The following is a 25,085-nucleotide window of genomic DNA, read 5'->3' as shown; positions in this document are numbered from 1 at the left end:
CAAATTTACAGAAAAAGCTTGAGTTTACTCAGGCTTTTTTTGTACTCTAAACTATAAGTATATTTAGCTAGGAAGATTTTAATGAAGAGTTTTTTGTTTAGGGTTTATCTTAATTGGATGAAATTCTTATGTCAGTTTACTGCAGTTGAAGATAATCGCATTGTGATTTTGAATGGAGCAGGTCGATCCGGCTCGAATGGGTATGTCTTTTACAAGTATTTACAAGTAAATCATCCCGAATTTAATGTAAGTTTGATTGAACCGTGGCCATCTTCACACTTAAAATGGGAAAGCTGGCAAAAAATTGGTAGTGCACGTTATGTTATTACTACGCATCAACCTTTTAAAGTAAAAAAAGGCCAGATTAATCTACAATTCTGGCATGGAGTTCCCCTTAAGCGGATGGGGATTATGGCGAATAATACGCGCTATCGCGACAATAAGCGTAATGAAAAATTGTGGCATAAGAATGCCGATATTGTTGCTTCTAACTCGGATTTGTATGAAAGCTTAATGAGCGCCTGTATTGCAATTGAAGGAAAAAAATATCGTAAAATGGGTTTTCCCCGTTTAGATGCCTTGAATAATCCGGTTATTTCTAAAGAAGAGCTTTTAAAAGACTTGTTTGATACCGAAGACTCACAGGCTCAAATTGGAATTTACATGCCAACTTTTCGTTATGAACTTGAAGATAAATCTGTGATGGAGAAAATTAAATCTGGAAATTTCTTTGCCTTTAACGATTTTAATGGTGAAGAATTGAATGCAGCTTTAAAGGCGCGTCATCAATATTTAATCGTAAAATTGCATCCCTATGAAATGCGCATGTTTGAAAATTTTGATAGTCATTATTCAAATATTGCCTTTTTAAACAATGATTACTTGTTTGATCATAATTATGATTTATATGAATTATTGGGCGATACAGACTTTTTGATGACGGACTTTTCTTCAATCTATTTTGATTACTTACATTTAAATAAACCAATTATCTTTATTACTAATTATTTGAAGCAGTATGAAAAAGTACGTGGTCTTTTAATGGGACCCTATGAAGAAATTACGCCCGGGATTTGCATTAATTCTCAAGAAGAATTATTAGGTAATCTGGATGAGCTTGATAATCGCCAAATTCATAATCGCCGTCTATATTGGCTTGATTTGACCAATCAAGTTAAAGGTAACAATTACTGTGAACAAGCTTTTAATGCCATGACGCAAAATAATTAGGTGGGTATAGTGAAGAGAACATTCTTAAATATTTTGTATAATGCGGTCTATCAGATTTTTTTGGTGTTGGTGCCGTTAATTACAGTTCCATATTTGTCTAGAGTTTTGGGACCAAGAACTTATGGGATTTATAGTAGTGTAAATAATACTATTCAATTTTTGATGGTGTTTTGTACTTTGTCAGTTTCTTACATTGGGATGCGGACAATTTCACGGACTAGAACCTATGGCTCCATGCAAGACTTAACTGAAGCTTTTTGGGGCTTGTGGTATTTTCAAGCTATTGCTGGAATTGTGACAATTTTGCTGACCATTGTCATTTGTAGTACTCTCAAAGTGCAATATTGGAATTATATTTTATTGATGATTCCATATCTTATTTCAGCACAAGTTGATATCTCTTGGTTTTTTCAAGGATTAGCTGATTTTGGCCGAGTAGTTTTAAAAAATACAGCGGTTAAATTAGTTAGCGTAGTTTTGATCTTGCTCTGGGTAAAAAATCCTGGAGACTTATGGAAATATTTTTTGATTATGTCCGTTTCAACTATGCTGGGGTCTTTTGTCTTTTGGTTTGACATTCATCGCTATGTTGGAAAACCAGTAAAGCACTTTTATAAATACCAAACCTCAATTAAGGCAATCATCACTTTGCTTATTCCTCAGATTGCAACTCAAATTTATACTTCATTAGATAAACCAATTCTAGGTTTCTTCCAAAATTCAACTCAAGTATCTTTCTATGATAACTCGCAGAGAATTTCTAACATGGTTTTAGGGGTGATTACGAGTATTTCCCTGGTAATTATGCCCAAGATGGCGAGTGAGGAAAAAGAAACGCAAAAAGTGATTTTGAAGAAGTCTCTTGAGGCGACGATCATGCTGGGGACGCTGTTTTCTGTAATTATTATGGCTAATACTAAACAGTTTGTTCCCTTCTTCTTTGGTAAAAAGTATATTCCAATGACGCCACTAATGTTTTTCTTCACTCTGACAATCATTATGATCCCCATGGGGGGTGTTTTTGCCAATCAATTCGCTTTGGCAAATCGGCGTGATAAAGATTATGCTATTCCGGTAATTATCGGAGCTATTGTGGAAGTTGTTTTGAGTTGTTTATTAGATCGACCTTTTGGAGCCGTTGGTGCGACAATCGCAATCTTAATTACTGAATTTGTGGTTTTAATTTTAAGACTCTGGATTGTGCGAGACGGGTATGATTTTAGATATGCCTTTCAGGACATACCTAAGTACTTTTTGATCGCCATTATTGCTCTTGTAGTTGGATTAGCCATTCCGAATTTGATTCCATCAGTTTTTATTAATATGGCAGTGAAATCAATTTTGATGTTTATTCTTTATGTCGGATTAATGTTTGCATTTAAATTAGACTTTAATCAAGATATTGTTGTGTTGATCAAGAAATTTTTAAAGAAAGGATAACTATGATTCCAAAAATAATTCATTATGTCTGGGTGGGAGGTAATCCCAAACCTAAGAATATTCAGCGCTGTATGAAGACGTGGCGTAAGCATTTGAAAGATTACAAGATTATCGAATGGAATGAAGATAATTTTGATATTCATGAAAATAAGTATGTTGAGGAGGCTTATAAGGCTAAAAAGTGGGCCTTTGTTTCTGACTATATTCGAGCTAAAGCTGTTTATGAATATGGAGGTATTTATTTAGATACGGATGTCCTGGTTTTAGATAATTTAGAAGAATTACTAGATAATGCGGCCTTTGTTGGATTTGAAAACAAAGACAACCCATTTACTGCTGTCTTTGGTGCGCAAAAGCATCATCCTCTTTTAAAAGATATGCTTGATTATTATGAGGATCGTGATTTTGAATTTAACAGAAATGATCAATTAGCAGGTGTAAATACGGTATCGGTTTCTGATATTTTAAAAAATAAATACCATGCTCAACCTAATAATCACGAGCAAATTCTTCAAACAGGCATCCATATTTACCCCGATGGAGTTTTATGTAATCCTTCTCCTGAGTCTAAGACTATTCATGTCTTTACGGGAACTTGGATGGAAGGAGAAAAACCCTTAAAACGAAAAATAGTGACTGCGTTAAAGGTTAGAATTAAAACTAAGCGCGAAGCTGCTTTGTATGCCAAGTACATCAGAAGTTAAATGGATCAAAGGCACTTACAAGAATTAGTTGAAAAGATTTCAAAGAAGTTTTTTGGTAAACCTTTCCTTCATGAGGTTAAAATTAATCGGCGGATGCGTACAACTGGTGGACGTTATCATTTGGACGATCATCATCTAGAAATTAATGTACATTTTTTAGAACCGAAATATGCGAAGTATTTAGAAGGAATCATCAAGCATGAGTTGTGCCATTATCATTTGCATTTAGCTGGGAAAGGTTACCGGCATCGCGATCATGATTTCAGAAATTTGCTCAAAAAAGTCGATGGTAGTCGCTATGCGCCTGATATTGGGTTGAGAAAAACAAAGAAAGCCAATTATCTGTACATCTGCAAGAATTGCCAGCAGCGATATTTTAGAATGAGGAAGATTGATATTAGAAAATTTTGTTGCGGAAAATGCGGGGGAAGGCTAATTTTGAAAGAAAAATTCAAATAATTTAAAATTTCTCTTGCATAAGTGAGATATTTAGGGTACTATAATTAAGTACCGCGGGCGTGGCGGAATGGCAGACGCGCAAGACTAAGGATCTTGTGATCGCTTTAGATCGTGGAAGTTCGAGTCTTCTCGCCCGCACCTATTAAAGAAGTCACTGTAGAGTGGCTTCTTTTTTGTTATTCCGAGTTGTGTTGGTTGATTAAGTAAGTGTAAGGAATTCTTGGATGGCTAAAAAACGTAAAATTTCAACTCTATCGATTATAATTCGAATTTTTATTATTTTAGTTGTACTAGCAGTAGGTGCAGTTGGTTTTCATTATTACCGCCGGGCTGCTGCTAGAGAAGAACAATATAAAATGGAGCAGTTGCAGCGTCAAGAAGAAGCTGCACGTTTGATGCGCCAGCGAAAAGCCTTTATTAAAAAGATTGGACCTATTGCCCGAAATGTTGATAAATCATATGATTTACTTCCAAGTATTACTATTGCCCAGGCATGCTTAGAAAGTAATTATGGTCAAAGCGCGCTTTCGCAAAAATATAATAATTTGTTTGGAGTAAAAGGTACTAATCCTAATACGTCTGCTGTTTTGACAACTAAAGAATATGAAAATGGTAAATGGGTGGAAGTAAAAGCGCGTTTCCAAATTTATGACTCCTATGAGGCTTCAATTAGAGCTCACGCTCGGCTTTTCCAAAATGGAACTACTTGGAATCCGAAACAGTATAAGCATGTCCTAGCTGCTAAAGATTATAAGACACAAGCTAAAGCCTTAGTTCAAGATAATTATGCCACTGATCCAAATTATGCAGAAAAATTGACAAACTTAATTGAACAATTCGATTTGGAAAAATATGATAAATAATTTTAAAAGGTTGGAACTTTTGTTCTAATCTTTTTTGTTATAATAGTTAGGCTATATTTAATTTTTTGATTGTGAAGGGAAGAAACATGAGCGAAGAATCTATTTTAGCTGGATTGAATCCCCAGCAAAAACAAGCTGTTAAAACTACTGAAGGCCCGCTTTTAGTTGTAGCTGGTGCAGGAAGTGGTAAGACTTCAGTTTTGACCAGAAGAATTGCCTACTTAGTTGAAGAACAAGGGGTGGGTCCATGGAATATTTTGGCCATTACCTTCACTAATAAAGCGGCCAGTGAAATGCGCGAACGTGAACAAAAATTATTGGGTCCTGCTGCTGATAGTATTTGGATGTCTACTTTTCACGCGTTGTGTGTCCGAATTTTACGTAGAGATGCCGAAAAAATCGGTTATAGCAATAATTTTTCAATTGCTGATCCTGCAGAACAATTAACCTTGATTAAGCATATTGAAAAAGATTTAAATATTGATCCTAAAACGTATCAACCACGTAAAATCATTTCTTATATTTCTAATGCTAAGAATGATTTATTGACTCCAAAGGATTATGAAGAAAATGTTGCTTCGCCTTTTGAAAAAACAACGGCAAGAATTTACCATGAATATCAAAAGCGGCTAAAACAAGATCAAATTATGGATTTTGATGATTTGATTATGCAAACTTTGCGCTTGTTTAAAGAAGCACCGGATGTTTTACATTTTTATCAAAATAAGTTTCGCTATATTTTAGTGGATGAGTATCAGGATACGAACGAAGCACAATATCAATTAACTCATGCTTTGGCGGCTCAATATAAAAACTTGTGTGTTGTCGGGGATGCTGACCAGTCAATCTATGGGTGGCGTGGTGCAAACATGGAAAATATCATGAATTTTGAGCAAGATTATAAAAAAGATGGCGTTCAAACTGTTAAACTTGAACAAAATTACCGCTCAACTGGCCACATTTTGTCTGCCGCTAACTCTGTTATTCAAAATAATCAAAATCGCAAAGCTAAGAATCTTTGGACTGATCAAGGAGATGGACAAAAAGTCACTTACTATAAGGCACAAAATGGCGACGACGAAGCGCATTATATTATTTCTAAGGTAAAAGAAGAAGTAAAAGATAAAAATCGCAACTATAAAGACTTTGCAGTTTTATATCGGACAAATGCGCAATCAAGAACTGTCGAAGAAGCCTTTGTAAAATCAAATATTCCTTACCAAATTGTTGGTGGTCACAAGTTCTATGATCGAAAAGAAATTAAAGATGTAATGGCATATTTGAAATTGGTGGCAAATTCTGCCGATGCATTAAGCTTAAATAGAATCATCAATGTGCCAAAGCGTGGAATTGGAGCTGCTACAGTTGAAAAGTTCTTTAATTTTGCTAATAGCAACCAAATTACCCCTCTTTCTGCAATGGATAATGTGGATGCATCCGATATTTCTACTCGGGCAGCTAACAAGTTAAAAGAGTTTGCTTTAAAACTTCATGATGCGATTGCCTTTGCTCAAAATAATAATGTAACTGATCTAACTTTGAAGATTCTGGAAGATTTTGGTTATGTAGATGCTTTAAAGAAAGAAAATACAATTGAAGCTGAAACTCGTTTAGAAAACATTGATGAATTTTTATCAGTAACTAAGCGCTTTGAGGAAAACTATGAACCGGATGAAGATGAGTCTAATCCATTATCTGACTTTTTGGCTGAGGTTTCATTATTAAGCGATCAGGACGATTTAAATGATGATGGTAATCAAGTGACTTTGATGACACTTCATGCAGCTAAAGGGCTAGAATTTCCAGTAGTATTTTTAATTGGAATGGAAGATGGTTTGTTCCCAGTAGCACGTGCAATGGAAGAAAATAACATTGAAGAAGAACGACGATTAGCTTATGTGGGAATTACTAGAGCAAAGAAAGAACTCTATTTGACTAGCGCTTTTTCTAGAATGAGATACGGAAGAGTAGAATACAATCCACCTTCACAATTTTTAAATGAAATTGATGAAAAGGACTTGGAAGAAGAGCAATCTAATTCTTTGAATACAGTCAATAATTTAATTGAACAAGCTGCTCCATTTTCTACTAAAAAGCAAACAGCTCGTGTATACACCTCTCAGGCTAAAAAAGCTTCTGGAGCAGTTGGCGCAGAAAAGAAAGGCTGGAGTGTTGGTGATCAAGTAGAACATAAAGCTTGGGGTCGCGGAGTCGTTGTTAAGGTCAATGGCGAAGGTGAAGACATGGAGCTAGATATTGCCTTTGATGGCAAAGGGATTAAGAGACTTTTAGCTGCCTTTGCTCCAATTAAAAAGGTATAATATAAAACAGTTGTTAAATATTTATCAGGGGAGAATAAAATGGCAAAAATCACTCTTGATGAAGCCCAAACTGAAGCAAAATCTTTAAGAAAGAAACTTGATAAATGGGCTGAAGATTATTATTCAAAAGATGCGCCTGAAGTTGAGGATCACGTTTATGATCAAAACTATAATCGGTTGCTGGAACTGGAAGCTGAATTTCCGGAAATTGTAACGCCTGACTCAATTACTCAAAGAGTCGGAGGCCAAGTTAATTCTGATTTTTCAAAGGTTGAGCATGAGATTCCGATGCTTTCAATGGGGGATGTCTTTTCAAAAGAAGAGCTCAAAGAATTTGATCAACGGATGCAAAAATTAGTAGGCCATCCCGTGGCTTATAATGTAGAACTTAAAATTGATGGACTTTCTCTTTCACTTGAATATACAGACGGTAAGTTGACGAGAGCGTCAACGCGTGGAAATGGGAGTATCGGTGAAGATGTAACGGCCAATGCTCGTTATATTAAAGATATTCCCCAAGTTTTACCCGAAAAAATCACCACTGAAGTGCGTGGGGAATGTTACATGAGTAAAGAAGCGTTTGCCAGCCTTAATAAAGAGCGTGATGAAAAAGGAGAGGCTGTTTTTGCAAATCCACGTAATGCGGCTGCTGGATCTTTGAGACAACTTAACGCTCAAGTGACTAAAAAACGTGATTTAAGCACTTTTATTTATACTTGGGTAAATCCACCAAAAGATATAACTAGTCAGCATCAGGCTATTCAAGAGATGTCTAAGCTTGGTTTTCACACTAATCAAACGGGCAAAAAGTTAAGCAGTATGGATGAGGTTTTTGACTTTATTGATGAATATACTAAAAAGCGTGATAGCTTAGCTTATGGAATAGACGGAATCGTCTTAAAAGTAGACGAATTAAGTTTGCAACAAGAATTGGGTAATACAGTGAAAGTTCCGCGCTGGGAAATTGCATATAAATTTCCCCCAGAAGAGCAAGAAACTGTTGTTAGAGACATTGAGTGGACAGTTGGAAGAACAGGTGTCGTTACTCCAACTGCAGTTATGGACCCGGTTCAACTTGCTGGTACTACTGTTTCAAGAGCAGTTCTGCATAATGCAGATTTATTAAAACAAAAAGATGTCCGAATCGGCGACACTGTTTTACTTCACAAAGCTGGCGATATCATTCCTGAAATTTCAAAGGTGATTTTGAGCAAACGTCCTAAAGATTCAAAGCCTTACGAAATCCCAACTCTTTGTCCATCATGTGGTCAAGAGCTCGTTCATCTGGAAGGTGAAGTGGCACTAAGATGTATTAATCCATCTTGTCCTGCACAAGTTGAAGAAGGTATTATTCACTTTGCTTCTAGAACAGCGATGGATATTACTGGTCTTGGTCCTAAGATTGTTAAACAGTTAATTGCCAAAGATTTGGTTCATAATGTGGCAGATTTGTATCATTTAACTGCGGAGGATTTATCTCAATTAGATCATTTTAAAGAAAAATCGATTAATAATTTGTTGACAGCAATTGAAAATTCAAAGAAGAATTCAGTTGAACTTTTGATTACTGGTCTTGGAATTGATCATGTTGGAGCCAAAGCGGCTAAATTAATAGCACAAAAATTTAAAAATCTGTCAAAGATTATGACTCTAGGGGTGCAAGAATTAGCGGCAATCGATACAATAGGTATGACAATTGCCCAGTCCATGACTACATATTTTGCTCAAGACTCTGCTAAAGAATTAATTGAAGATCTTAAAAATAGCGGCGTTAATATGCAATATTTAGGGGAGGATGAACCAGAAGCTGTTCCAGATAACTTTTTTAAAGAAAAGACAGTAGTGTTAACTGGAAAGCTAGCTCACTTTACTAGGAGTGAATTTACTAGACAGCTTCAAGAACGTGGAGCCAAAGTTACAGGTTCGGTTTCTAAAAAGACTGATTATGTGATTTATGGTGAAGATGCGGGTTCTAAATATGCGAAAGCTGAAAAACTAGGAATTCCACTTTTAACTGAAGAGGAAGCAATTGCACAATTGAAATAAAGGAATAGTAAATCGTGAAGAAATATTTACAATTTATAGCATTAGCAGGAGTAGTAGCTACCCTAAGTGGATGTGGTAATTTGAAAGATTCAAATTTAGCCAATAATGCAACTACTACATCCAATACTAAGAAAAAAGGCTCTCAAACTACTTCAACTGGAAATAACGGTTATACCGTTTTAATGAAAAATGGACGTTACGTAACTAGTCCAATTTCTGGTTTAACTGCAACCGATAATGATAATTCGGTTGATACAAGAGAATTAGAACGAGGATTGATTCAAATTTCAAAAAATCAATTTTCACCTAATTCATATGTTTTCCAAGAAGGCCAATACTTGGATGCTTCCACAGTAACAGATTGGCTTGCTAGAAAATCTAAGAGTAATCCTACTGGTTTAAATCCAGCTAGTGGAACTAAGAAAAATTATAATCCATACTATCTAGAAGAAATTTTAGAGCAAGATTATTTAACAGGATCAAGTCCTAATTACCATATTGGTGGAATTAGTATTGGATTAGCCTTAAATTCAATTGACTACTATCAAAAAGTTAAAGATGGTCCAGAATATCAAAAAAATATTTCTAGAGCAGAACAGCGCCAATTTGGTGAACAAGCAGCTAATCAAATTGTAGCGCGATTGCGTAAGAAAAAGGGATTGAAGAATATTCCAATTACAGTTGGTTTATTCTCAAAAACCAGTAAAGATTCATTAGTTGGTGGAACTTACTTTGCTTATGGGACAGCGAGCCCTAATAGTAGTAAAATATCTAAATGGAAAGCCGTGTCGGAAAAGACACAAGTTTTGCCGACAATCGGCGATGCTAAAGCCATTAATAGTGATGACGCCTCTAGTTTCAATAGCTTCAAAGCAGCAATTCAGGATTACTTCCCTAACATTAGTGGAGTAACTGCAACTTTGCGCTATGAAAATGGAAAACTTGCACAAGAAAATATTTCTATTACTACACAGTTTTATGGATATGAACAAACTCAAAGTTTTACTCAGTTAGTTCTATCCACTGCCAAGAAATATTTACCTAACGATTGTCCAATTGAAATTAAAATTGGTTCAGTTGATAATGTACAAGCTTTAATTGCTAAGGAAACCGCAGATGGCGCTTATCAAGTCCATGTTTATGGCGGCGAATAGGAGGAATCGGATTGGAAATCACAGAAGATACGATTAAGCACGTTGCAACTCTTTCAAGACTTGAGTTTAACGATGACGAAATCGGCGAATTCACTGAACAAATGAGTTCAATCATTAATATGGCAGATCAACTTTCAGAAGTTGATACTGAAGGTGTTCCTGAAACAGTACAAGTAGTAGATCGTGATACTGTATTTAGAGAAGACAAACCTGAACACTGGCAAGATAGAGAAGAATTAATGGAAAATGTTCCTGAAAAGGCAAACGGCTTCATTAAGGTTCCTGTAATTATTGAGAAGGACGATAACGAGTAATGAATTACTTAAACGAAACTATTGACTCATTAAATAAGAAACTTGCTAGTGGTGACTTATCAGCAGATCAATTGGCTAAAGACACTGTAGCAAACATTAAAGATACTGATAAAAAGTTAAATGCATGGATTACTGTTGACGATGATGTTAAGCCTCCAGAAAATCTTGATTTTTCAAAGAGTAAATTGGCTGGTATTCCAATTGCTATTAAGGACAATATCATCACTAATGGCATGAAGACTACTGCAGCTAGTCATATTTTGTACAATTTTATGCCAATGTATGACGCAACAGTTATCAGCAAGTTAAAGGATGCAGGTGCAACCTTTGTTGGTAAGACTAACATGGATGAATTTGCGATGGGTTCATCTACTGAACATTCATATTATGGTGCAACTCATAACCCATGGAATTTGGATAAAGTTCCTGGTGGTTCATCCGGTGGTTCTGCAGCTGCAGTTGCTGGTGGCCAAGTTGTTGCCGCTTTGGGTTCAGATACTGGTGGTTCAATTAGACAACCTGCTGCATTTAACGGAATTTTTGGAATTAAGCCAACTTACGGCCGTGTATCACGTTGGGGTCTTATTGCTTTTGGTTCATCACTTGACCAAATTGGGGTAATGAGCAAGCGTGTTAAGGATTCGGCTGAAGTATTAAATGTTATTGCTGGTGGGGATGACCACGATTCCACTGTTTCAACTCGTGAAGTTCCTGACTTTACCAAGTTTATTGGTCAAGACGTTAAAGGTCTTCGCGTAGCTGTTCCTAAGGAATACATGGATGCAGTTAGCGGTGAAATGCGCGAAGTTATTCAAAAGCAAATTGATACTTTGAAGGAAGCTGGTGCAATTATTAATGAAGTATCACTCCCACATACTAAGTATGTTGTTCCTGATTACTACATTATTGCTTCTAGTGAAGCTTCATCAAACCTTCAAAGATATGATGGTATTCGTTACGGCTACCGTGCTAAGGACACCAAGAACTTACTTGATGTTTATGTAAAATCACGTTCAGAAGGTTTTGGCACTGAAGTTAAGCGTCGTATCATGCTTGGTTCATTTGCCCTTTCTGCTGGTTCATACGACAGATTCTTTAGACAAGCAGCTAAGGTTAGAACCTTGATTTGCGATGACTTTGACAAGATTTTTGCTGAAAATGATGTAATCGTTGGACCAACTACTACTGAACCTGCATTTGGTATTGGTGAAGAAGTTTCTGATCCAATTAAGATGTACAACAACGATCTTTTGACTATTTCAGCAAACTTAGCAGGTATCCCTGCAGCTAGTGTTCCAGCTGGTTTAGTTGACGGAATGCCTGTCGGCTTACAAATTATGGCTAAGCGTTTTGATGAAGGAAATGTCTTCAAGACTGCTGACTTTATTGAACGTAGCAACAAGTTTTATGAAAAAACACCAACTGGAATGGAGGATTAATTGAATGAATTTTAAATCGACTATCGGATTAGAAGTCCACTTCGAATTAAAGACTAAGAGTAAGATTTTCTCACCTTCACCAGTAACATATGGTGCAAAGCCTAACACCGAAACCAACGTTATCGATTGGGCTATGCCAGGTGTCTTACCAAAGGTTAATAAAGATGTTTATCGTTTGGGTATTATGGTAGCTTTGGCAACTCATGCTCATATTTTGCCAACTACTCACTTTGATAGAAAGAACTACTTCTACCCAGACAACCCTAAGGCATACCAGATTACTCAATTCTTCCAACCACTTGCTCGTGATGGTTACATTGAAGTTGAAGTTCACGGTAAGAAGAAGCGTATTGGTATTCATGAAATGCATATCGAAGAAGATGCTGGTAAGAACACTCACGGAACAAATGGCTACTCATATGTAGACTTGAACCGTCAAGGTGTGCCATTACTTGAAGTTGTTTCTGAACCAGATATGGAAGATCCTGAAGAAGCTTACGCTTATCTTGAAAAATTACGTAAAATTGTTCAATTTACTGGGGCTTCTGACGTTAAGATGGAAGAAGGTTCAATGCGTGTTGATACTAACATCTCCATTCGTCCTGCTGGCCAAAAAGAACTTGGTACTAAAGTAGAAATGAAGAACTTGAACTCATTTGACCACGTAAGACGTTCTTTGGCTTATGAACAAAAGCGTCAAGAACAAGTTTTACTCTCAGGTGGTAGAATTCAAGTTTCAACTCGTCGTTTTGATGAAGCAACTGGTAAGACTGTGCTTGAACGTGTTAAGGAAGGTGCAGCTGATTACCGTTACTTCCCTGAACCAGATATTGCACCTGACCATATTAGTCAAGAATGGATCGATGAAATTGCCAAGGAGCTTCCAAAATCAGCCTTTGAACGTTATGATGACTACGTTAACAAATTTGGCTTAAAGCCATATGATGCAAATGTTTTGCTTCAAACTAAGGAAAGTTCAGACTTCTTCGACTCAGCTGTAGAAGCTGGTGCTGATCCAACCCTTGCAGCTAACTGGATGAACACACAAGTTAATGGTTACTTAAATGATAACCGTGTAGCTTTAGCTGATGTGAAACTGACTCCTGAACACTTAGCAGAAATGATTAATTTGATTAAAGATGGAACTATTTCTTCTAAGATTGCTAAGAAGGTCTTTGCTGAAACTATTGAAAATGGAACTTCTCCTAAGAAGTATGTTGAAGAAAATGGTATGGTTCAATTATCAGACTTGTCAGTATTGAAGCCAATGGTTGTTGAAGTAGTCGACAACAACCCACAATCTGTTGAGGACTTCAAGAATGGTAAGGACCGTGCCATTGGATTCTTAGTTGGTCAAATTATGAAGCAAACTCGTGGTAAGGCAAACCCTAAGGTAGTTAATAAGCTTCTTAATGAAGAATTAGCTAGTCGTTAAGTTATAGAAAACTAGGTAGTGAATATGACTCGTAAAGCAAGATTAATTTATAATCCTGTATCCGGTCACGAACAAATGCCAAAAAATGTGGCCGATATTTTGGATGTCTTAGAGCAAGCAGGTTATGAAGCTAGTGCTTTTAGAACTACTCCAGAAGAAAAAAGTGCTCAAAATGAAGCTACGCGTGCCGCAAAAGAGGGCTTTGAACTCATTGTTGCCGCTGGTGGAGATGGGACAATCAACGAAGTAGTGAATGGAATTGCATTTTTAAAAAATAGACCAAAGATGGCAATTATTCCAGCAGGAACTACTAATGACTATGCCCGTGCTTTGGGAATTCCACGGGATGATATTCCTGCAGCTGCGAAGGTGATTCTGAAGGATATCACACGTAAGATGGATATCGGTAAAGCAAATTTTGGTGCGCAAACTCAATATTTTGTAAATATTGCTGCCAGTGGTTCTTTAACTGAACTTACTTATGGGGTTCCTTCTGAGATTAAGTCAGCTTTAGGTTATGCCGCATATCTTATTAAAGGGGCAGAAATGTTGCCTCATTTAACTGAGAATGAAATGCGCTTGACTTATGATAATGGTGTTTATGAAGGTAAATTATCGATGTTCCTTTTAGGGATGACCAATTCAATTGGAGGATTTGAGCAAATTATGCCAGATGCCCAATTGAGCGATGGTTTATTCCAATTGATCGTTGTTAAGCCATCGGATCCGGTAAATGTGATGAAATTAATGGCTTTGGCGTTAAATGGTAAACATGTCGATGATCCAAACATCATTTATACCAAGACAAGAAGCTTGAAAGCTGAACTTATTGGAAAGAGTGAAGGTCAGGATCTTCCAGTTAACCTCGATGGTGAAATTGGTGGATATTGCCCAGTAAGCTTTGAAAATTTACAACAACATATTGAATTTTATGTTGGTGGATAAATAACCATAAAAAATAGGACTTAGTAATTTGATACTAAGTCCTACTTTTTTGCTATAAATTAACGATTATCACTACTGAAGCCGAAGATTTCAAGTAAGTAAATAAAGACATTAATGAAGTCAAGGTAAAGGTTTAAAGCACCCATAATAGCCAAACCATTTTCTGAAACTTCACCGCCGAATTCATTGTAAATTTGCTTAGCTTTGTGAGCATCGTAGGCAATGAAACCAGTAAAGATAATTACCCCAATAAATGAGAAGATGTAAGTAACCCATGGATTTTTCAAGAAGAAGTTAACAATCCAAGCTACAAAGAATCCGATTAGGGCAGCTCCTAAATAAGCTCCCCAGTTAGATAAATCACGCTTGGTGAAAGTTCCAAATGCGGCCATGGCAATGAAAATACCCGCAGCTGAAACAAAGGCAGTCGCAATTTGAGCTCCAGTATAAAAGCCAGCGATAAGAGCAAATTCAAAACCGTAGACGACTGATAAAATCATCAATAATATAAATCCTAAAGTTGGATTTTTGGCAGCTTTAAAGCTAATCCCCATACATAAAAATAGTGGAACCAAAAATACAATCCACATCATTACTCCAGACATGTGCATGACTGCACTTCTGAAGAAAGTCATGGTGATAAATGCAGTGAGTGCAGAAACTAAAACGGCAATTGTCATAATGCCGTACATTTTACTTAAAAAACGATTAACAGCTGTTACATCTTGGACTTGCCGACGTCCAGAATTAGAAAAATTATCCATAAAAAGACCCTTTCTAGTTATTAATGTACTTAATAATAAGCTATCACAAAACTAGAAGGGACTAAAGAGAAATGTTTAATTTAGATTAGTTATTTCGTATTCTTTTTCCATTTAAGACCAATTCCAGTGATTCCGCTTAAGATAGAAAAGACTGGGGAAAGCAAACTAAAGAAAGTAAAGGGAATAAATGCCAAAACAGGAACACCTAAAGTTGAAGCAGCAAATGATCCAGCAACACCCCATGGAATTAAGTAGTTAATTACACTACCACCATCTTCAAGTACACGGCTTAACGCTAATGAAGAAAGACCAATTTTATCGTAAGCAGGCTTAAATGCACGTCCTGGTAAAATTACTGAAAGGTATTGTTCACCAACAAAAAGATTAATACAAATTCCAGAAAGAATAGTGACAGTGATTAAACGTCCTGGCTTTTTGAGGTGCTTAACTAAAGGTTCCATGGCACTTTGAACGATTTCAAATTTCATTAACATGCCGCCAAGAGAGAGGGTGGAGATGATTAAAGCTACTGTGCCCATCATACTGGAAATTCCTCCACGAGTAAGTAGGGCATTGACTGAAGAATCTGCAGTTTTAGCCACAAAACCGTTCATGATTAAGTTATCTAAACTTTTAACGGAGTAACTAGGATTTTCAATAAAGATCATGATGACTGTAGCGGTGATGTTAATGAATAAGGTTGGAATTGCAGGAACTTTTTTCCAAGCACATAAGAGCATTAAGATGATTGGCACAATTGCCCACCAGCTAATGGTGAAGTGAGATTGAAGGATTTGACTAGTTTTTTCAATCTTGGTTAAATCCATTTGCCCACTATTACCTAAAATCCAGAATAAAATTAATGAAACAAAGAAAGCTGGAATAGTTGACCACATCATGTTTTTGATATGGGCAAAAAGTTCACTTTCTGCAACTGCTGAAGAAAGGTTGGTGGAGTCGGAAAGAGGAGACATTTTATCACCAAATACGGCCCCCGAAATGATCGCACCAGCAACTAGAGCAGGATTGGCATTCATGCTTGCCCCAATTCCAAATAAAGCAATCCCGACGGTTGAAATAGTGGTAAAACCACTCCCGATAGCAATCCCCACAATAGAACATACCACAAAAACTGATGGGATAAAGAAACTACCATTGATCAATTTAAAACCTAAAACCATGATGGAAGGAATAATTCCAGCTTGGATCCAAAGACCAATTAAGGCACCAATCAAAATAAAGATAAAGATTGGAATAATTGCTACACCAATACCTTCTTTAATTCCGTTTTGAATGTCTTGCCAGGAAAATCCTCGAAATTTAGCCCAGAAAGTAAGAAGTAAAACAGTAAATAAGACTGGTACTTCTGGTGAAAGACCGAATTTGATAACGGCCAGTCCTAAGATAATTAACAGAACGGCGAGGATAATGAGGGATTCTGTAAATGAGACTTTCTTTTTCATAAAAACTCCTCCAAACAAAAAGTCCCGTTGACTTTTATGTCAACGGGACGATGATTAACCGCGGTACCACCCACATTTAAGCTCAAAAAGCTTAATCTTTATCAGATGATAACGGTTCTGAATGATTCCGAATAAACTATTGTTAACGATGTAATTCATCTACTTCGCCTGACTGGTTCGCACTAACCACCAGATCTCTGAACGCTTAACGAAGCAACTACTTGGTCGTTTGTTATTGAAAAATATGATAGCAAGCTTAAAAAAATATGTCAATGCCCTAATTAAATTATTTTCGCCTTGATAGTAAATTTAGTTCGTTTCTAGTATCATAAGGACAGTAGATTTTAAAAAAGGTTGATAAGTATGCAAAAAAATCAAATTGTTGAATTAGAAATTACGGATTTATCTTACGAAGCCATGGGTGTAGCTCATTATGAAGGTTTAACGATTTTTGTCAATAATGCCCTTCCTGGTGAAATTGTGAAGGCAAAAGTTTTAAAGGTGAAGAAGAAGTTTGCCTTTGCCAAAATTGAAGAAATTATCAAAGAAAGTCCAGATCGAGTTAAAGTTAAGCTAAATCAATGGGTGCAAACAGGTCTGGCATCTTTGGCTCACATTAAATACGACAAGCAACTTGAATTTAAGCGAAACCAAGTCGTTAACTTGCTTCACAAGGCTGATCTTGATCAAATTAAAGTAGATCAAACTCTGCCAAGTCCTGAAGAAACAGGTTATCGTAATAAGGCGCAAGTTCCAGTGCGCATGGTAAATGATCAACTCGAAATCGGCTTTTTTAGACGTCATTCGCATGATTTGGTACCATTAACTAATTTCTTTACTACAGATCCTGAAATTGATCGTGTTTTAATAGCTGTCCGCGATATTTTGCGTAAGTACAAGGTCCCAGCTTATGATGAAATTCATAATAAGGGAGAAGTACGTTACCTTGACGTGCGTAGAAGTAAAGCCAGTGGGGAAATTATGGTGATTTTGGTTTGTCTCCATCGTGATTTCCCGCAATTGCCAAAAGTTGCCGCTGAAATTAGCCAAATTCCGGATGTAACCAGCATTATTTTGAATCATAATCCCAAGAAGACGAATGTGATTTTAGGTAAAAATGATTACGTTGTCTTTGGCGAAGATCATATTACGGATAAGATTGGGGATGTAAAATTTAGAATTTCTCCTCAAAGTTTCTTCCAGATTAATTCACTGCAAACACCGCGCCTTTACAATTTGGCGATTGAAAAAGCTGATTTGAAGCCTGAGGATGTGGTAATTGATGCCTATTCTGGAATTGGGACGATCGGCCTTTCTGTAGCTAAACATGTAAAGGCGGTTCGAGGGATGGAAGTCATTAAGCCTGCTGTTGACGATGCCAACGCAAATGCAAAGTTGAATGGCATTACTAATGCGGAATACGTAGTTGGAAAAGCCGAAGAAGTCATGCCACGTTGGGCTAATGAAGGCTTAAAGACCGATGTCATCTTTGTTGATCCGCCAAGAAAAGGACTCACCCCAGAATTTATAGACGCTGCTGTAAAAACTAATCCTAAGAAGATTGTTTATATTTCATGTAATCCAGCCACCCAAGTGCGTGATTTGCAATTGTTCCGTGAACAAGGTTATGATTTTAATGAAATTGATCCAGTAGACATGTTTCCGCAAACTCCACATGTAGAAAGCGTTGCTGTGCTGGAGAAAGCAGAAAAATAAATAGACTATTTATTAATAGTTAAAAGTGTACTAAATAATAATTTAGTACACTTTTTTCTGTTTGAAACTTAGAATTTATTAATTATTTATTCCTTCAATTAAAAAAAATGCGGATAATTTTTGTGCAAAATTATTTGCACAAAAATAAATATTGATTTTTTAAAATGGTATGGTTTAATAAGATTAACAGCTGTAAATCAAAAAGAAAGTAGACAGAAAAATGAAGTTAGAAAAATTAACGACGTTTGTAAGTGGATCGCCAGAATTTCGTATAAAAGAATCAGAGGATCCAAGTGCTCCTGTTTATAGAATTTATGATCAAAACGATTTTGATTCGGATTTTAACCAAGTAGAAAAAAGTGATAATAAATCAAAGACTATAAAAACAGAAGATCAAGTAGTTACTACAAAAAAAGGAGATATAATCTTCAGCCTTTTAAGCGGGAAAGCTACACGTGTAAGTAGCTGTCATAAAAATTATTTGATACCTCGGAATTTTATTAAGTTAATTCCAAAGTCTAATTTAGATTCAAATTATTTAGTCTATGTTTTAAATCAATCTCCTTATATCAGAAAGCAATTATTTAAGAATTTACAAGGTACAGCTATTCATTTATATAGAATAAGCGAATTAAAGCAACTTGATATTGGAATATTGCCTAAAATTGATAAGCAGATATTAGTCGGAAAAATATATTTTCAAGCTATTCACTTAAAAGCTTTGAAACAAAAGGTAGCAGATTTTGAGTATCAGGCTACGCTAAGAACTATGGAGGAAATTTTATCATGAAGGAACAAGTATTTGAAACAAAATTGATTGAATATATTACTAGTGGGAATATTTCATCAAAAGATAAAAGTGAATCTATGATAATTAGTGACCATATGACTAACTATGTAGTAAAGACTAAACTATGGAAATATGAGCCTGATATCAAAACAACAGAAGATTTATGGAATAATTTTAAAGAAATACTTGAAAGACATAATAGAAAGACATTAAATGGTAATCCTTTAACTCCGATTGAATTTAACCAAGTAAAACAGGTGATCAATAATTTAAAAACGCCTTATGAAGCCGGTCAATTTTTATATGGATTAAACGGGGTATCTCAAATTGAAGTTGATTTGGAAGATAAGCGTCATGTTTTTTTAACTGTTTTTGATCAGAGTCAAGTTGGAGCTGGTGATACTGTTTACCAAGTTGTTAATCAAATACAGCGGCCTGCAAAAATCGCTGGTCGACCGAATAGAAGATTTGATACTACATTACTAATAAACGGCTTGCCTATTATTCAAATAGAAGAAAAAAAGGATACAGTTGATGTCAATGACGCATTAAATCAAATGCATCAATATATAGTAGAGCATCAATATAGTGATATATTTTCAACTGTACAGATTCTAGTTGCGATGACGCCAAATAATATTAAATATATGGCTAATACAACTGAGGATAAATTCAATAAGGATTTTGCATTTAATTGGCAAAGAGAAAAAGATAATAGCATAGTAAGAGACTGGAGAGAATTTTCTGATCTTATGCTTTCGATCCCTATGGCACATCAAATGGCTACAAATTACATGATTTTGGATGGAACTCAGAACAAGCAAATGCTTAAAGTTATGCGCCCATATCAAGTTTATGCTACACGGAGAGTTATAGATAGGATAAAAAGTGCTGATTTTAATTTTGATCAAAAATTAGGCTATATCTGGCACACTACAGGCTCGGGTAAAACCATTACTTCTTTTAAAACTGCGTGGTTAGCAAGTAGATTACCAAATGTAGATAAAGTTGTATTTGTAGTAGACAGAATTGCACTTACAAAACAAACCAGTGAAAATTATAAAGCATATGATCCTGATGCTACGGATGATATAAATGGAACTGTTGAAGATACTAAAAATACACGGGAATTAAGGAAGAAGCTCAATTCTAAAGATCGAAGTATTATTGTTACATCGGTGCAAAAGCTGACAACATTAGTTAAGAAAAAGTCTTTTAAATCTCCTAATAAAAATATTGTATTTATTGTAGATGAAGCACATAGATCAACAGGAGGAGAATCATTTGCTCTAATTCAAAAGAAATTTAAAAATTCTGCCTGGGTTGGTTATACTGGAACCCCTATGTTTGATGAAACTACTAACGGACTAAGAACTAAAGATATTTTTGGTGAGTTGTTACACGCTTATACTATTCGTGAAGCTATAGCTGACCAGAATGTCTTAGGTTTTAAAGTGGATTTTGAGACTACTATTAGCAAAGATGAGATGAAGAAAAAATATTTACCTCATTTCTATAAAGAAAGACATCCAAAGTGGTCTGATAAAAAAATTCAAAATAAAATTGATAATTTAACTCCTGAAGATATGGATGATGCAGTAGAACCTAGCTTTTATGATGAAAATATAGATCATGTTAAAGAAGTAGTTAAAGATATTTTCAAAAATTGGCGTAACAGGTCAAATGATGGAAAATATAATGCCTTATTAACAACTCATGTTGGTGGAGGGAAGGCTAGTACCCCAATGGCAATGATGTATTATGATGAATTTCAGAGAGTAAATGATGAAAGACGAAGTCAGGGGAAAACTACATTAAAGGTTGCCATTACATTCCATAAAAATACTAATAATGATGATTCAATGGTAGATAGTAATGAGGGTCTGCTCAGAGCTATGAAGCAGTATAATGAAGAATTTGGTACTAATTTTGGGTTAGACGATGATTCTGGTTATACAGAGGATGTTGTTTCAAGGCTTAATAAAACAGCGAGTGATAAGAATTATCTGGATTTAGTAATTGTTGTGGATCAGCTACTGACAGGTTTTGATGCTCCTGAACTGAATACTTTATATGTTGATAGAACTTTAAAAGGGGCAAGTTTAATTCAGGCATATTCAAGAACCAATAGAATTGCTAATCGTCAGGAAAAACCCTGGGGACGAATTGTTAACTATCGTTGGCCCGCACAAAATGAAAAACTGATGAATAAGGCTCTAGCAATTTATGCTAATAAAGACTCGGCTAATCTGAGTGATGAAGAGCGAAAAATAAGGAATAAGAAAGATAATATAACTGCTCCTGAATTTAAGGATTTGAAAAATGAAGTAAAAGAGGTAGTTACAAAATTATCTAACTTAACGAATGAATTTGAAGAATTACCTAAGTCTGAAAAAGAAAAAGATGAAATGTTTAATTTGATACGTGAATATAATATAGGAATGGCACAACTGAAGCAATATACATCGGAAAATAATGAAGAAGGCTTCGATTATGATAATCCTAATGCTTTGATAGAAGAATTGGGGATGACACCAGAACAAGAAGTTAAATTAACTACAGTTTTAAAAAATGAGTTGAAAGAATATATTTCAGAGAAGAGGGATGTTCCTTTAATTCAAATTGATCTTCAAATGACACATATTAAAGATATTCAGGTAAATTATGATTATCTAACTGAACTTTTAGAAGACTTAATGAATCAAGTCCATGAGGATAAACAAGAAGAAGCCAAAGAAACCCATAAAAAGATTGTTGAATTTGCAAATGGCTTAGATGATAGAAAATTTGCCGATAAGATTAAATCCACTGCACAAGCGATTGTAAGAGGAGAATTTCCACCAGCTGATTTTAAGTATCCTGCAAAAGTGAAAAATGCTACTAGAATTATTGAAGCAGCATATAATCAAGGCGTTGCACGTATTTTACTTGATTTTAGAATTAAGTGGGGGATTACAGATATTATTTCGGGGGATGCACTTAAAGAATTAATTGAAAACCATAAATTTGGAACAAATGATTTAGAAAGTACACCCCTGGTCAGAAATCTTTTAAAAGAAGCAACAAAAGACGACCAATATAAGATTTTAGCCCATAGTGATGAAATTCAAAGCTTAAGTAAAATGAAGTATAGAAAGCAACTAAGAGTAGCATTACTAGACCTGGCTGATGAGATTAAAAAGCCATAGATTTAAAAGGAGATAAATATTTATGGAAGATAAAAAATTGGTACCGAAATTAAGGTTCCCTGGTTTCACTGATCCTTGGGAACAGCATAAATTGGGAAACGTAGCAAATTTTATAAATGGTCGAGCCTACTCTCAAAATGAATTACTGGATGAAGGAAAATATAAAGTCCTTCGTGTTGGGAATTTTTATACAAATGATTCTTGGTATTACTCCAATATGGAACTTGATGATAAATATTATGCTAATGATGGCGACCTTCTTTATACTTGGTCTGCAACATTTGGCCCGCATATATGGAGAGGAGAAAAAGTTATTTATCATTATCATATTTGGAAGATAGAGTTATCCCAAGAGCTTGATAAACGATTTGCTATTCAGTTACTTCTTAGAGATAAAAATATTTTGGAGTCAAATACAAATGGCTCTACAATGGCTCATATTACTAAAAAAGGAATGGAAGAAAAAAAGGTACGCATTCCTTCAAAAATCCAAGAACAGTCTACTATTGGAATGTTTCTAAAGGATTTTGACACTCTCATCACTCTTCATCAGCGTAAGCTTACTGATTTAGAAAAGATGAAAAGTGGTCTACTTCAAAAAATGTTTCCGAAAAATGGAGAGGATAAACCAGAAATTAGATTTCCTGAATTTACTGATGCTTGGGAACAGCATAAGTTGGGGGAGATTGTTACTAGTATTATTGCTGGGGGAGATATTGATAAAAGTAAAATTTTAAAAAATGGTAAGTACCCAGTTTACGCTAATGCATTAACCAATGATGGTCTTGTGGGCTATTATGAAGATAAATATAGAGTTGAAGCTCCAGCAGTGACAGTAACTGGTCGCGGTGAAATAGGAATTGCAAAAGCTAGAAATTGTAATTTTACGCCTGTTGTACGTCTTCTTGCAATAAACAGTTCTCACAATAATTATTTTTTGGCGAATATAATAAATACTCACAAGACGTTTGTTGAATCTACGGGTGTTCCTCAATTAACGGTTCCGCAACTATCAAATTATAAGATGAAATTTCCAAATAATTTAAAAGAGGAAAATAAAATTGGCGAGTTTTTCAGTCAACTCGACACTCTCATCACTCTTCATCAGCGTAAGCTCAAACACTTAGAATTACAGAAAAAAGCATTATTACAACAAATGTTTGTATAGAAAAGGATTAAAAAATGGCACAATTAGAACAAATTACCTCAAAATTATGGGAAATGGCAAACAATTTACGTGGAAATATGGATGCAAATGAATATAAAAATTATATTCTAGCATTTATGTTTTATAGATACTTGTCAGAACACCAAGAAAATTATCTTGTAAATGATGGAATTATTGAACCTGAAGAAGGTAAAACAATTAATGAATTATATAAAGAGGAAGCTCAAGGTGATGATTTAAAGGACTACTTAGAAGATATTTCTGCTTCTTTAGGATATGCTATTGCTCCAAATGATACATGGGCTTCATTGGTTGAAAAAGTCACAAGCTCTGAAATAATCCCTAGTGATTATCAAGACATGTTTGAGAATTTTAATCAAAATGCTGAAATGAATCCGGAAGCGCATAAAGACTTTCGCGGAGTATTCAACGATATAAATTTAGGTGACTCAAGACTTGGATCTACTACTACTGCACGTGCAAAGTCACTGGGACAACTTGTTAAATTAGTTGATACTATTGAATATAAAGATGAAAGTGGTAAAGATATCCTTGGCGATATTTATGAATATTTAATAGGACAATTCGCTGCTTCTGCGGGTAAAAAAGGTGGCGAGTTCTACACTCCACATGAAGTGTCTCAAATTTTAGCTAAGATAGTTACAGAAAACGTTAAGCAATCAGATACTGCCTTTTCTGTTTATGATCCAACTTGTGGATCGGGATCATTACTTTTGACAGTTAAAAGTGAAGTACCTGGTGGAAAGAGAAGTGGCGCAGTTAAGTTCTATGGTCAAGAGAAAAATACTACTACATACAACCTTGCGAGAATGAATTTGATGATGCACGGTGTAGAATTTAATGATATGAATTTAAATAATGCTGATACTTTAGAATCAGACTGGCCTGATGGAGAAGATGTGCAAGGCATCGATCATCCTCGTTTCTTTGATGCGGTAGTTGCTAACCCACCATATTCAGCACATTGGGATAATAATGAAAGAAAGTTAAAGGACCCAAGATTTAAAGATTACGGTAAGTTAGCCCCAAGAACTAAGGCTGACTATGCATTTATTTTACATAGTCTTTACCACTTGGATGAAGATGGGACAATGGCTATTGTATTACCACATGGGGTATTATTCCGAGGAGCTGCTGAAGGTACTATCCGTAAGAATTTAATTGACCATCAAAGTGGTAACAAAATATATGCCGTAATTGGGCTACCGGCTAACTTGTTCTATGGTGTAGGAATTCCAACTATTATCATGGTATTTAAAAAGAAGCGTGATACAGATGATATTTTATTTATTGATGCTTCTAAAGAATTCCAAAAGGGTAAGAACCAAAATAAATTAACTTCTGAAAATATCAATAAGATTATTGAAACTTATAAAGCTCGTAAAGATGTACCTAAATATGCGCATATTGCTACTTTGGATGAAATTAAGGAAAATGACTATAATCTTAATATTCCTCGATATGTTGATACTTTCGAAGAAGAAGAGCCTATAGATTTAGAGAAAGTAAATGCAGAATTAGCTAAAGATAATGAAGAAATAGCAAAATTAGAGAAAGAAATAGCAGAACAATTAAGAATTTTAGGGGTAAAAACTAAATTTTAAGTAAAATAAAAAAGGAAGTAG

General features: G+C 35.4%; 19 protein-coding genes and 1 tRNA gene. 18 read left to right on the top strand and 2 right to left on the bottom strand.

Features of this window, described 5'->3' with window-relative positions; translation table 11 throughout:
- The first annotated feature begins 81 nt into the window (after nucleotides 1-81).
- The 13 genes from KBW87_RS06135 (at nucleotide 82) to KBW87_RS06075 (ending at nucleotide 14,350) form a co-directional block, all read left to right on the top strand.
- Nucleotides 82-1,230, top strand: coding sequence for a CDP-glycerol glycerophosphotransferase family protein (locus KBW87_RS06135; protein ID WP_057810161.1), 1,149 nt, complete (start codon nucleotides 82-84; stop codon nucleotides 1,228-1,230).
- A 9-nt stretch (nucleotides 1,231-1,239) separates the two neighbouring features.
- On the top strand, nucleotides 1,240-2,670 hold the full coding sequence (locus KBW87_RS06130) for an oligosaccharide flippase family protein (RefSeq protein WP_057810163.1): 1,431 nt from the start codon (nucleotides 1,240-1,242) through the stop codon (nucleotides 2,668-2,670).
- Nucleotides 2,671-2,672: 2 nt separating this feature from the next.
- Nucleotides 2,673-3,374 carry a glycosyltransferase family 32 protein gene (locus KBW87_RS06125; RefSeq protein ID WP_057810165.1) on the top strand — a complete coding sequence of 234 codons (702 nt, stop codon included), beginning with the start codon at nucleotides 2,673-2,675 and terminating at the stop codon, nucleotides 3,372-3,374.
- A complete protein-coding gene (locus KBW87_RS06120) occupies nucleotides 3,375-3,833 on the top strand; it encodes a SprT family protein (RefSeq protein WP_057810167.1) in 459 nt (152 codons plus the stop codon).
- Nucleotides 3,834-3,886: 53 nt separating this feature from the next.
- Nucleotides 3,887-3,971 (top strand) — tRNA-Leu (locus KBW87_RS06115).
- Nucleotides 3,972-4,057: 86 nt separating this feature from the next.
- Nucleotides 4,058-4,696 carry a glycoside hydrolase family 73 protein gene (locus tag KBW87_RS06110; protein ID WP_057810169.1) on the top strand — a complete coding sequence of 213 codons (639 nt, stop codon included), beginning with the start codon at nucleotides 4,058-4,060 and terminating at the stop codon, nucleotides 4,694-4,696.
- 86 nt (nucleotides 4,697-4,782) lie between these two features.
- Nucleotides 4,783-7,017, top strand: coding sequence for a DNA helicase PcrA (pcrA, locus tag KBW87_RS06105; protein WP_057810171.1), 2,235 nt, complete (start codon nucleotides 4,783-4,785; stop codon nucleotides 7,015-7,017).
- Nucleotides 7,018-7,056: 39 nt separating this feature from the next.
- Nucleotides 7,057-9,063, top strand: coding sequence for an NAD-dependent DNA ligase LigA (ligA, locus tag KBW87_RS06100; RefSeq protein ID WP_057810173.1), 2,007 nt, complete (start codon nucleotides 7,057-7,059; stop codon nucleotides 9,061-9,063).
- A gap of 14 nt (nucleotides 9,064-9,077) precedes the next feature.
- Entirely contained in the window at nucleotides 9,078-10,217 is a 1,140-nt protein-coding gene (locus KBW87_RS06095) for a CamS family sex pheromone protein (protein ID WP_057810176.1), read from the top strand.
- 11 nt (nucleotides 10,218-10,228) lie between these two features.
- Nucleotides 10,229-10,531, top strand: a complete 303-nt coding sequence (gene gatC / locus KBW87_RS06090; protein WP_004040176.1) for an Asp-tRNA(Asn)/Glu-tRNA(Gln) amidotransferase subunit GatC — start codon at nucleotides 10,229-10,231, stop codon at nucleotides 10,529-10,531.
- A complete protein-coding gene (gene gatA, locus KBW87_RS06085; protein WP_057810178.1) occupies nucleotides 10,531-11,970 on the top strand; it encodes an Asp-tRNA(Asn)/Glu-tRNA(Gln) amidotransferase subunit GatA in 1,440 nt (479 codons plus the stop codon). Before gatC ends, gatA begins: the two co-directional genes overlap by 1 nt.
- Nucleotides 11,971-11,974: 4 nt before the next feature.
- Nucleotides 11,975-13,405 carry an Asp-tRNA(Asn)/Glu-tRNA(Gln) amidotransferase subunit GatB gene (gatB, locus tag KBW87_RS06080; protein WP_057810180.1) on the top strand — a complete coding sequence of 477 codons (1,431 nt, stop codon included), beginning with the start codon at nucleotides 11,975-11,977 and terminating at the stop codon, nucleotides 13,403-13,405.
- Between the two features lie 24 nt (nucleotides 13,406-13,429).
- Nucleotides 13,430-14,350, top strand: coding sequence for a diacylglycerol kinase family lipid kinase (locus KBW87_RS06075; RefSeq protein WP_057810182.1), 921 nt, complete (start codon nucleotides 13,430-13,432; stop codon nucleotides 14,348-14,350).
- A gap of 59 nt (nucleotides 14,351-14,409) precedes the next feature.
- Here KBW87_RS06075 and KBW87_RS06070 read toward each other — a convergent pair whose 3' ends face one another.
- Entirely contained in the window at nucleotides 14,410-15,114 is a 705-nt protein-coding gene (locus KBW87_RS06070; protein WP_057810184.1) for a Bax inhibitor-1/YccA family protein, read from the bottom strand.
- A gap of 89 nt (nucleotides 15,115-15,203) precedes the next feature.
- Complete coding sequence (gene nhaC / locus KBW87_RS06065; RefSeq protein ID WP_057810186.1) at nucleotides 15,204-16,577, bottom strand: Na+/H+ antiporter NhaC; 1,374 nt, start codon at nucleotides 16,575-16,577, stop codon at nucleotides 15,204-15,206.
- A 363-nt stretch (nucleotides 16,578-16,940) separates the two neighbouring features.
- Between nhaC and rlmD the strand changes: the two genes are divergently transcribed.
- The 5 genes from rlmD (at nucleotide 16,941) to KBW87_RS06040 (ending at nucleotide 25,064) form a co-directional block, all read left to right on the top strand.
- The gene (rlmD, locus tag KBW87_RS06060) at nucleotides 16,941-18,293 is read left to right on the top strand and encodes a 23S rRNA (uracil(1939)-C(5))-methyltransferase RlmD (RefSeq protein WP_057810188.1); all 1,353 of its coding nucleotides are present in this window, start codon (nucleotides 16,941-16,943) and stop codon (nucleotides 18,291-18,293) included.
- A 220-nt stretch (nucleotides 18,294-18,513) separates the two neighbouring features.
- Nucleotides 18,514-19,083: a restriction endonuclease subunit S domain-containing protein gene (locus KBW87_RS06055; protein ID WP_057810191.1), complete on the top strand. Its 570-nt coding sequence runs from the start codon at nucleotides 18,514-18,516 to the stop codon at nucleotides 19,081-19,083.
- The gene (locus KBW87_RS06050) at nucleotides 19,080-22,271 is read left to right on the top strand and encodes a type I restriction endonuclease subunit R (RefSeq protein WP_057810193.1); all 3,192 of its coding nucleotides are present in this window, start codon (nucleotides 19,080-19,082) and stop codon (nucleotides 22,269-22,271) included. The genes KBW87_RS06055 and KBW87_RS06050 overlap by 4 nt, the downstream gene beginning before the upstream one ends.
- Nucleotides 22,272-22,293: 22 nt before the next feature.
- Nucleotides 22,294-23,439: a restriction endonuclease subunit S gene (locus KBW87_RS06045; RefSeq protein WP_255807062.1), complete on the top strand. Its 1,146-nt coding sequence runs from the start codon at nucleotides 22,294-22,296 to the stop codon at nucleotides 23,437-23,439.
- 14 nt (nucleotides 23,440-23,453) lie between these two features.
- Nucleotides 23,454-25,064 (top strand): type I restriction-modification system subunit M, encoded by a 1,611-nt coding sequence (locus KBW87_RS06040; protein WP_057809807.1) that lies wholly within the window; start codon nucleotides 23,454-23,456, stop codon nucleotides 25,062-25,064.
- Nucleotides 25,065-25,085: the final 21 nt, after the last annotated feature.

Source organism: Lactobacillus intestinalis, assembly GCF_024397795.1.
Lineage (GTDB): Bacteria > Bacillota > Bacilli > Lactobacillales > Lactobacillaceae > Lactobacillus > Lactobacillus intestinalis.
The sequence above is the reverse complement of the archived record's forward strand: the minus strand, read 5'-3'. Positions and strand labels throughout refer to the sequence as shown.

Coding starts and splice junctions, on each gene's coding strand:
- KBW87_RS06135 (WP_057810161.1), top strand. CDS start 82: ATGAAGAGTTTTTTGTTTAGGGTTTATCTTAATTGGATGAAATTCTTA.
- KBW87_RS06125 (WP_057810165.1), top strand. CDS start 2,673: ATGATTCCAAAAATAATTCATTATGTCTGGGTGGGAGGTAATCCCAAA.
- KBW87_RS06120 (WP_057810167.1), top strand. CDS start 3,375: ATGGATCAAAGGCACTTACAAGAATTAGTTGAAAAGATTTCAAAGAAG.
- KBW87_RS06110 (WP_057810169.1), top strand. CDS start 4,058: ATGGCTAAAAAACGTAAAATTTCAACTCTATCGATTATAATTCGAATT.
- pcrA (WP_057810171.1), top strand. CDS start 4,783: ATGAGCGAAGAATCTATTTTAGCTGGATTGAATCCCCAGCAAAAACAA.
- ligA (WP_057810173.1), top strand. CDS start 7,057: ATGGCAAAAATCACTCTTGATGAAGCCCAAACTGAAGCAAAATCTTTA.
- gatA (WP_057810178.1), top strand. CDS start 10,531: ATGAATTACTTAAACGAAACTATTGACTCATTAAATAAGAAACTTGCT.
- gatB (WP_057810180.1), top strand. CDS start 11,975: ATGAATTTTAAATCGACTATCGGATTAGAAGTCCACTTCGAATTAAAG.
- KBW87_RS06075 (WP_057810182.1), top strand. CDS start 13,430: ATGACTCGTAAAGCAAGATTAATTTATAATCCTGTATCCGGTCACGAA.
- KBW87_RS06070 (WP_057810184.1), bottom strand. CDS start 15,114: ATGGATAATTTTTCTAATTCTGGACGTCGGCAAGTCCAAGATGTAACA.
- nhaC (WP_057810186.1), bottom strand. CDS start 16,577: ATGAAAAAGAAAGTCTCATTTACAGAATCCCTCATTATCCTCGCCGTT.
- rlmD (WP_057810188.1), top strand. CDS start 16,941: ATGCAAAAAAATCAAATTGTTGAATTAGAAATTACGGATTTATCTTAC.
- KBW87_RS06055 (WP_057810191.1), top strand. CDS start 18,514: ATGAAGTTAGAAAAATTAACGACGTTTGTAAGTGGATCGCCAGAATTT.
- KBW87_RS06050 (WP_057810193.1), top strand. CDS start 19,080: ATGAAGGAACAAGTATTTGAAACAAAATTGATTGAATATATTACTAGT.
- KBW87_RS06045 (WP_255807062.1), top strand. CDS start 22,294: ATGGAAGATAAAAAATTGGTACCGAAATTAAGGTTCCCTGGTTTCACT.
- KBW87_RS06040 (WP_057809807.1), top strand. CDS start 23,454: ATGGCACAATTAGAACAAATTACCTCAAAATTATGGGAAATGGCAAAC.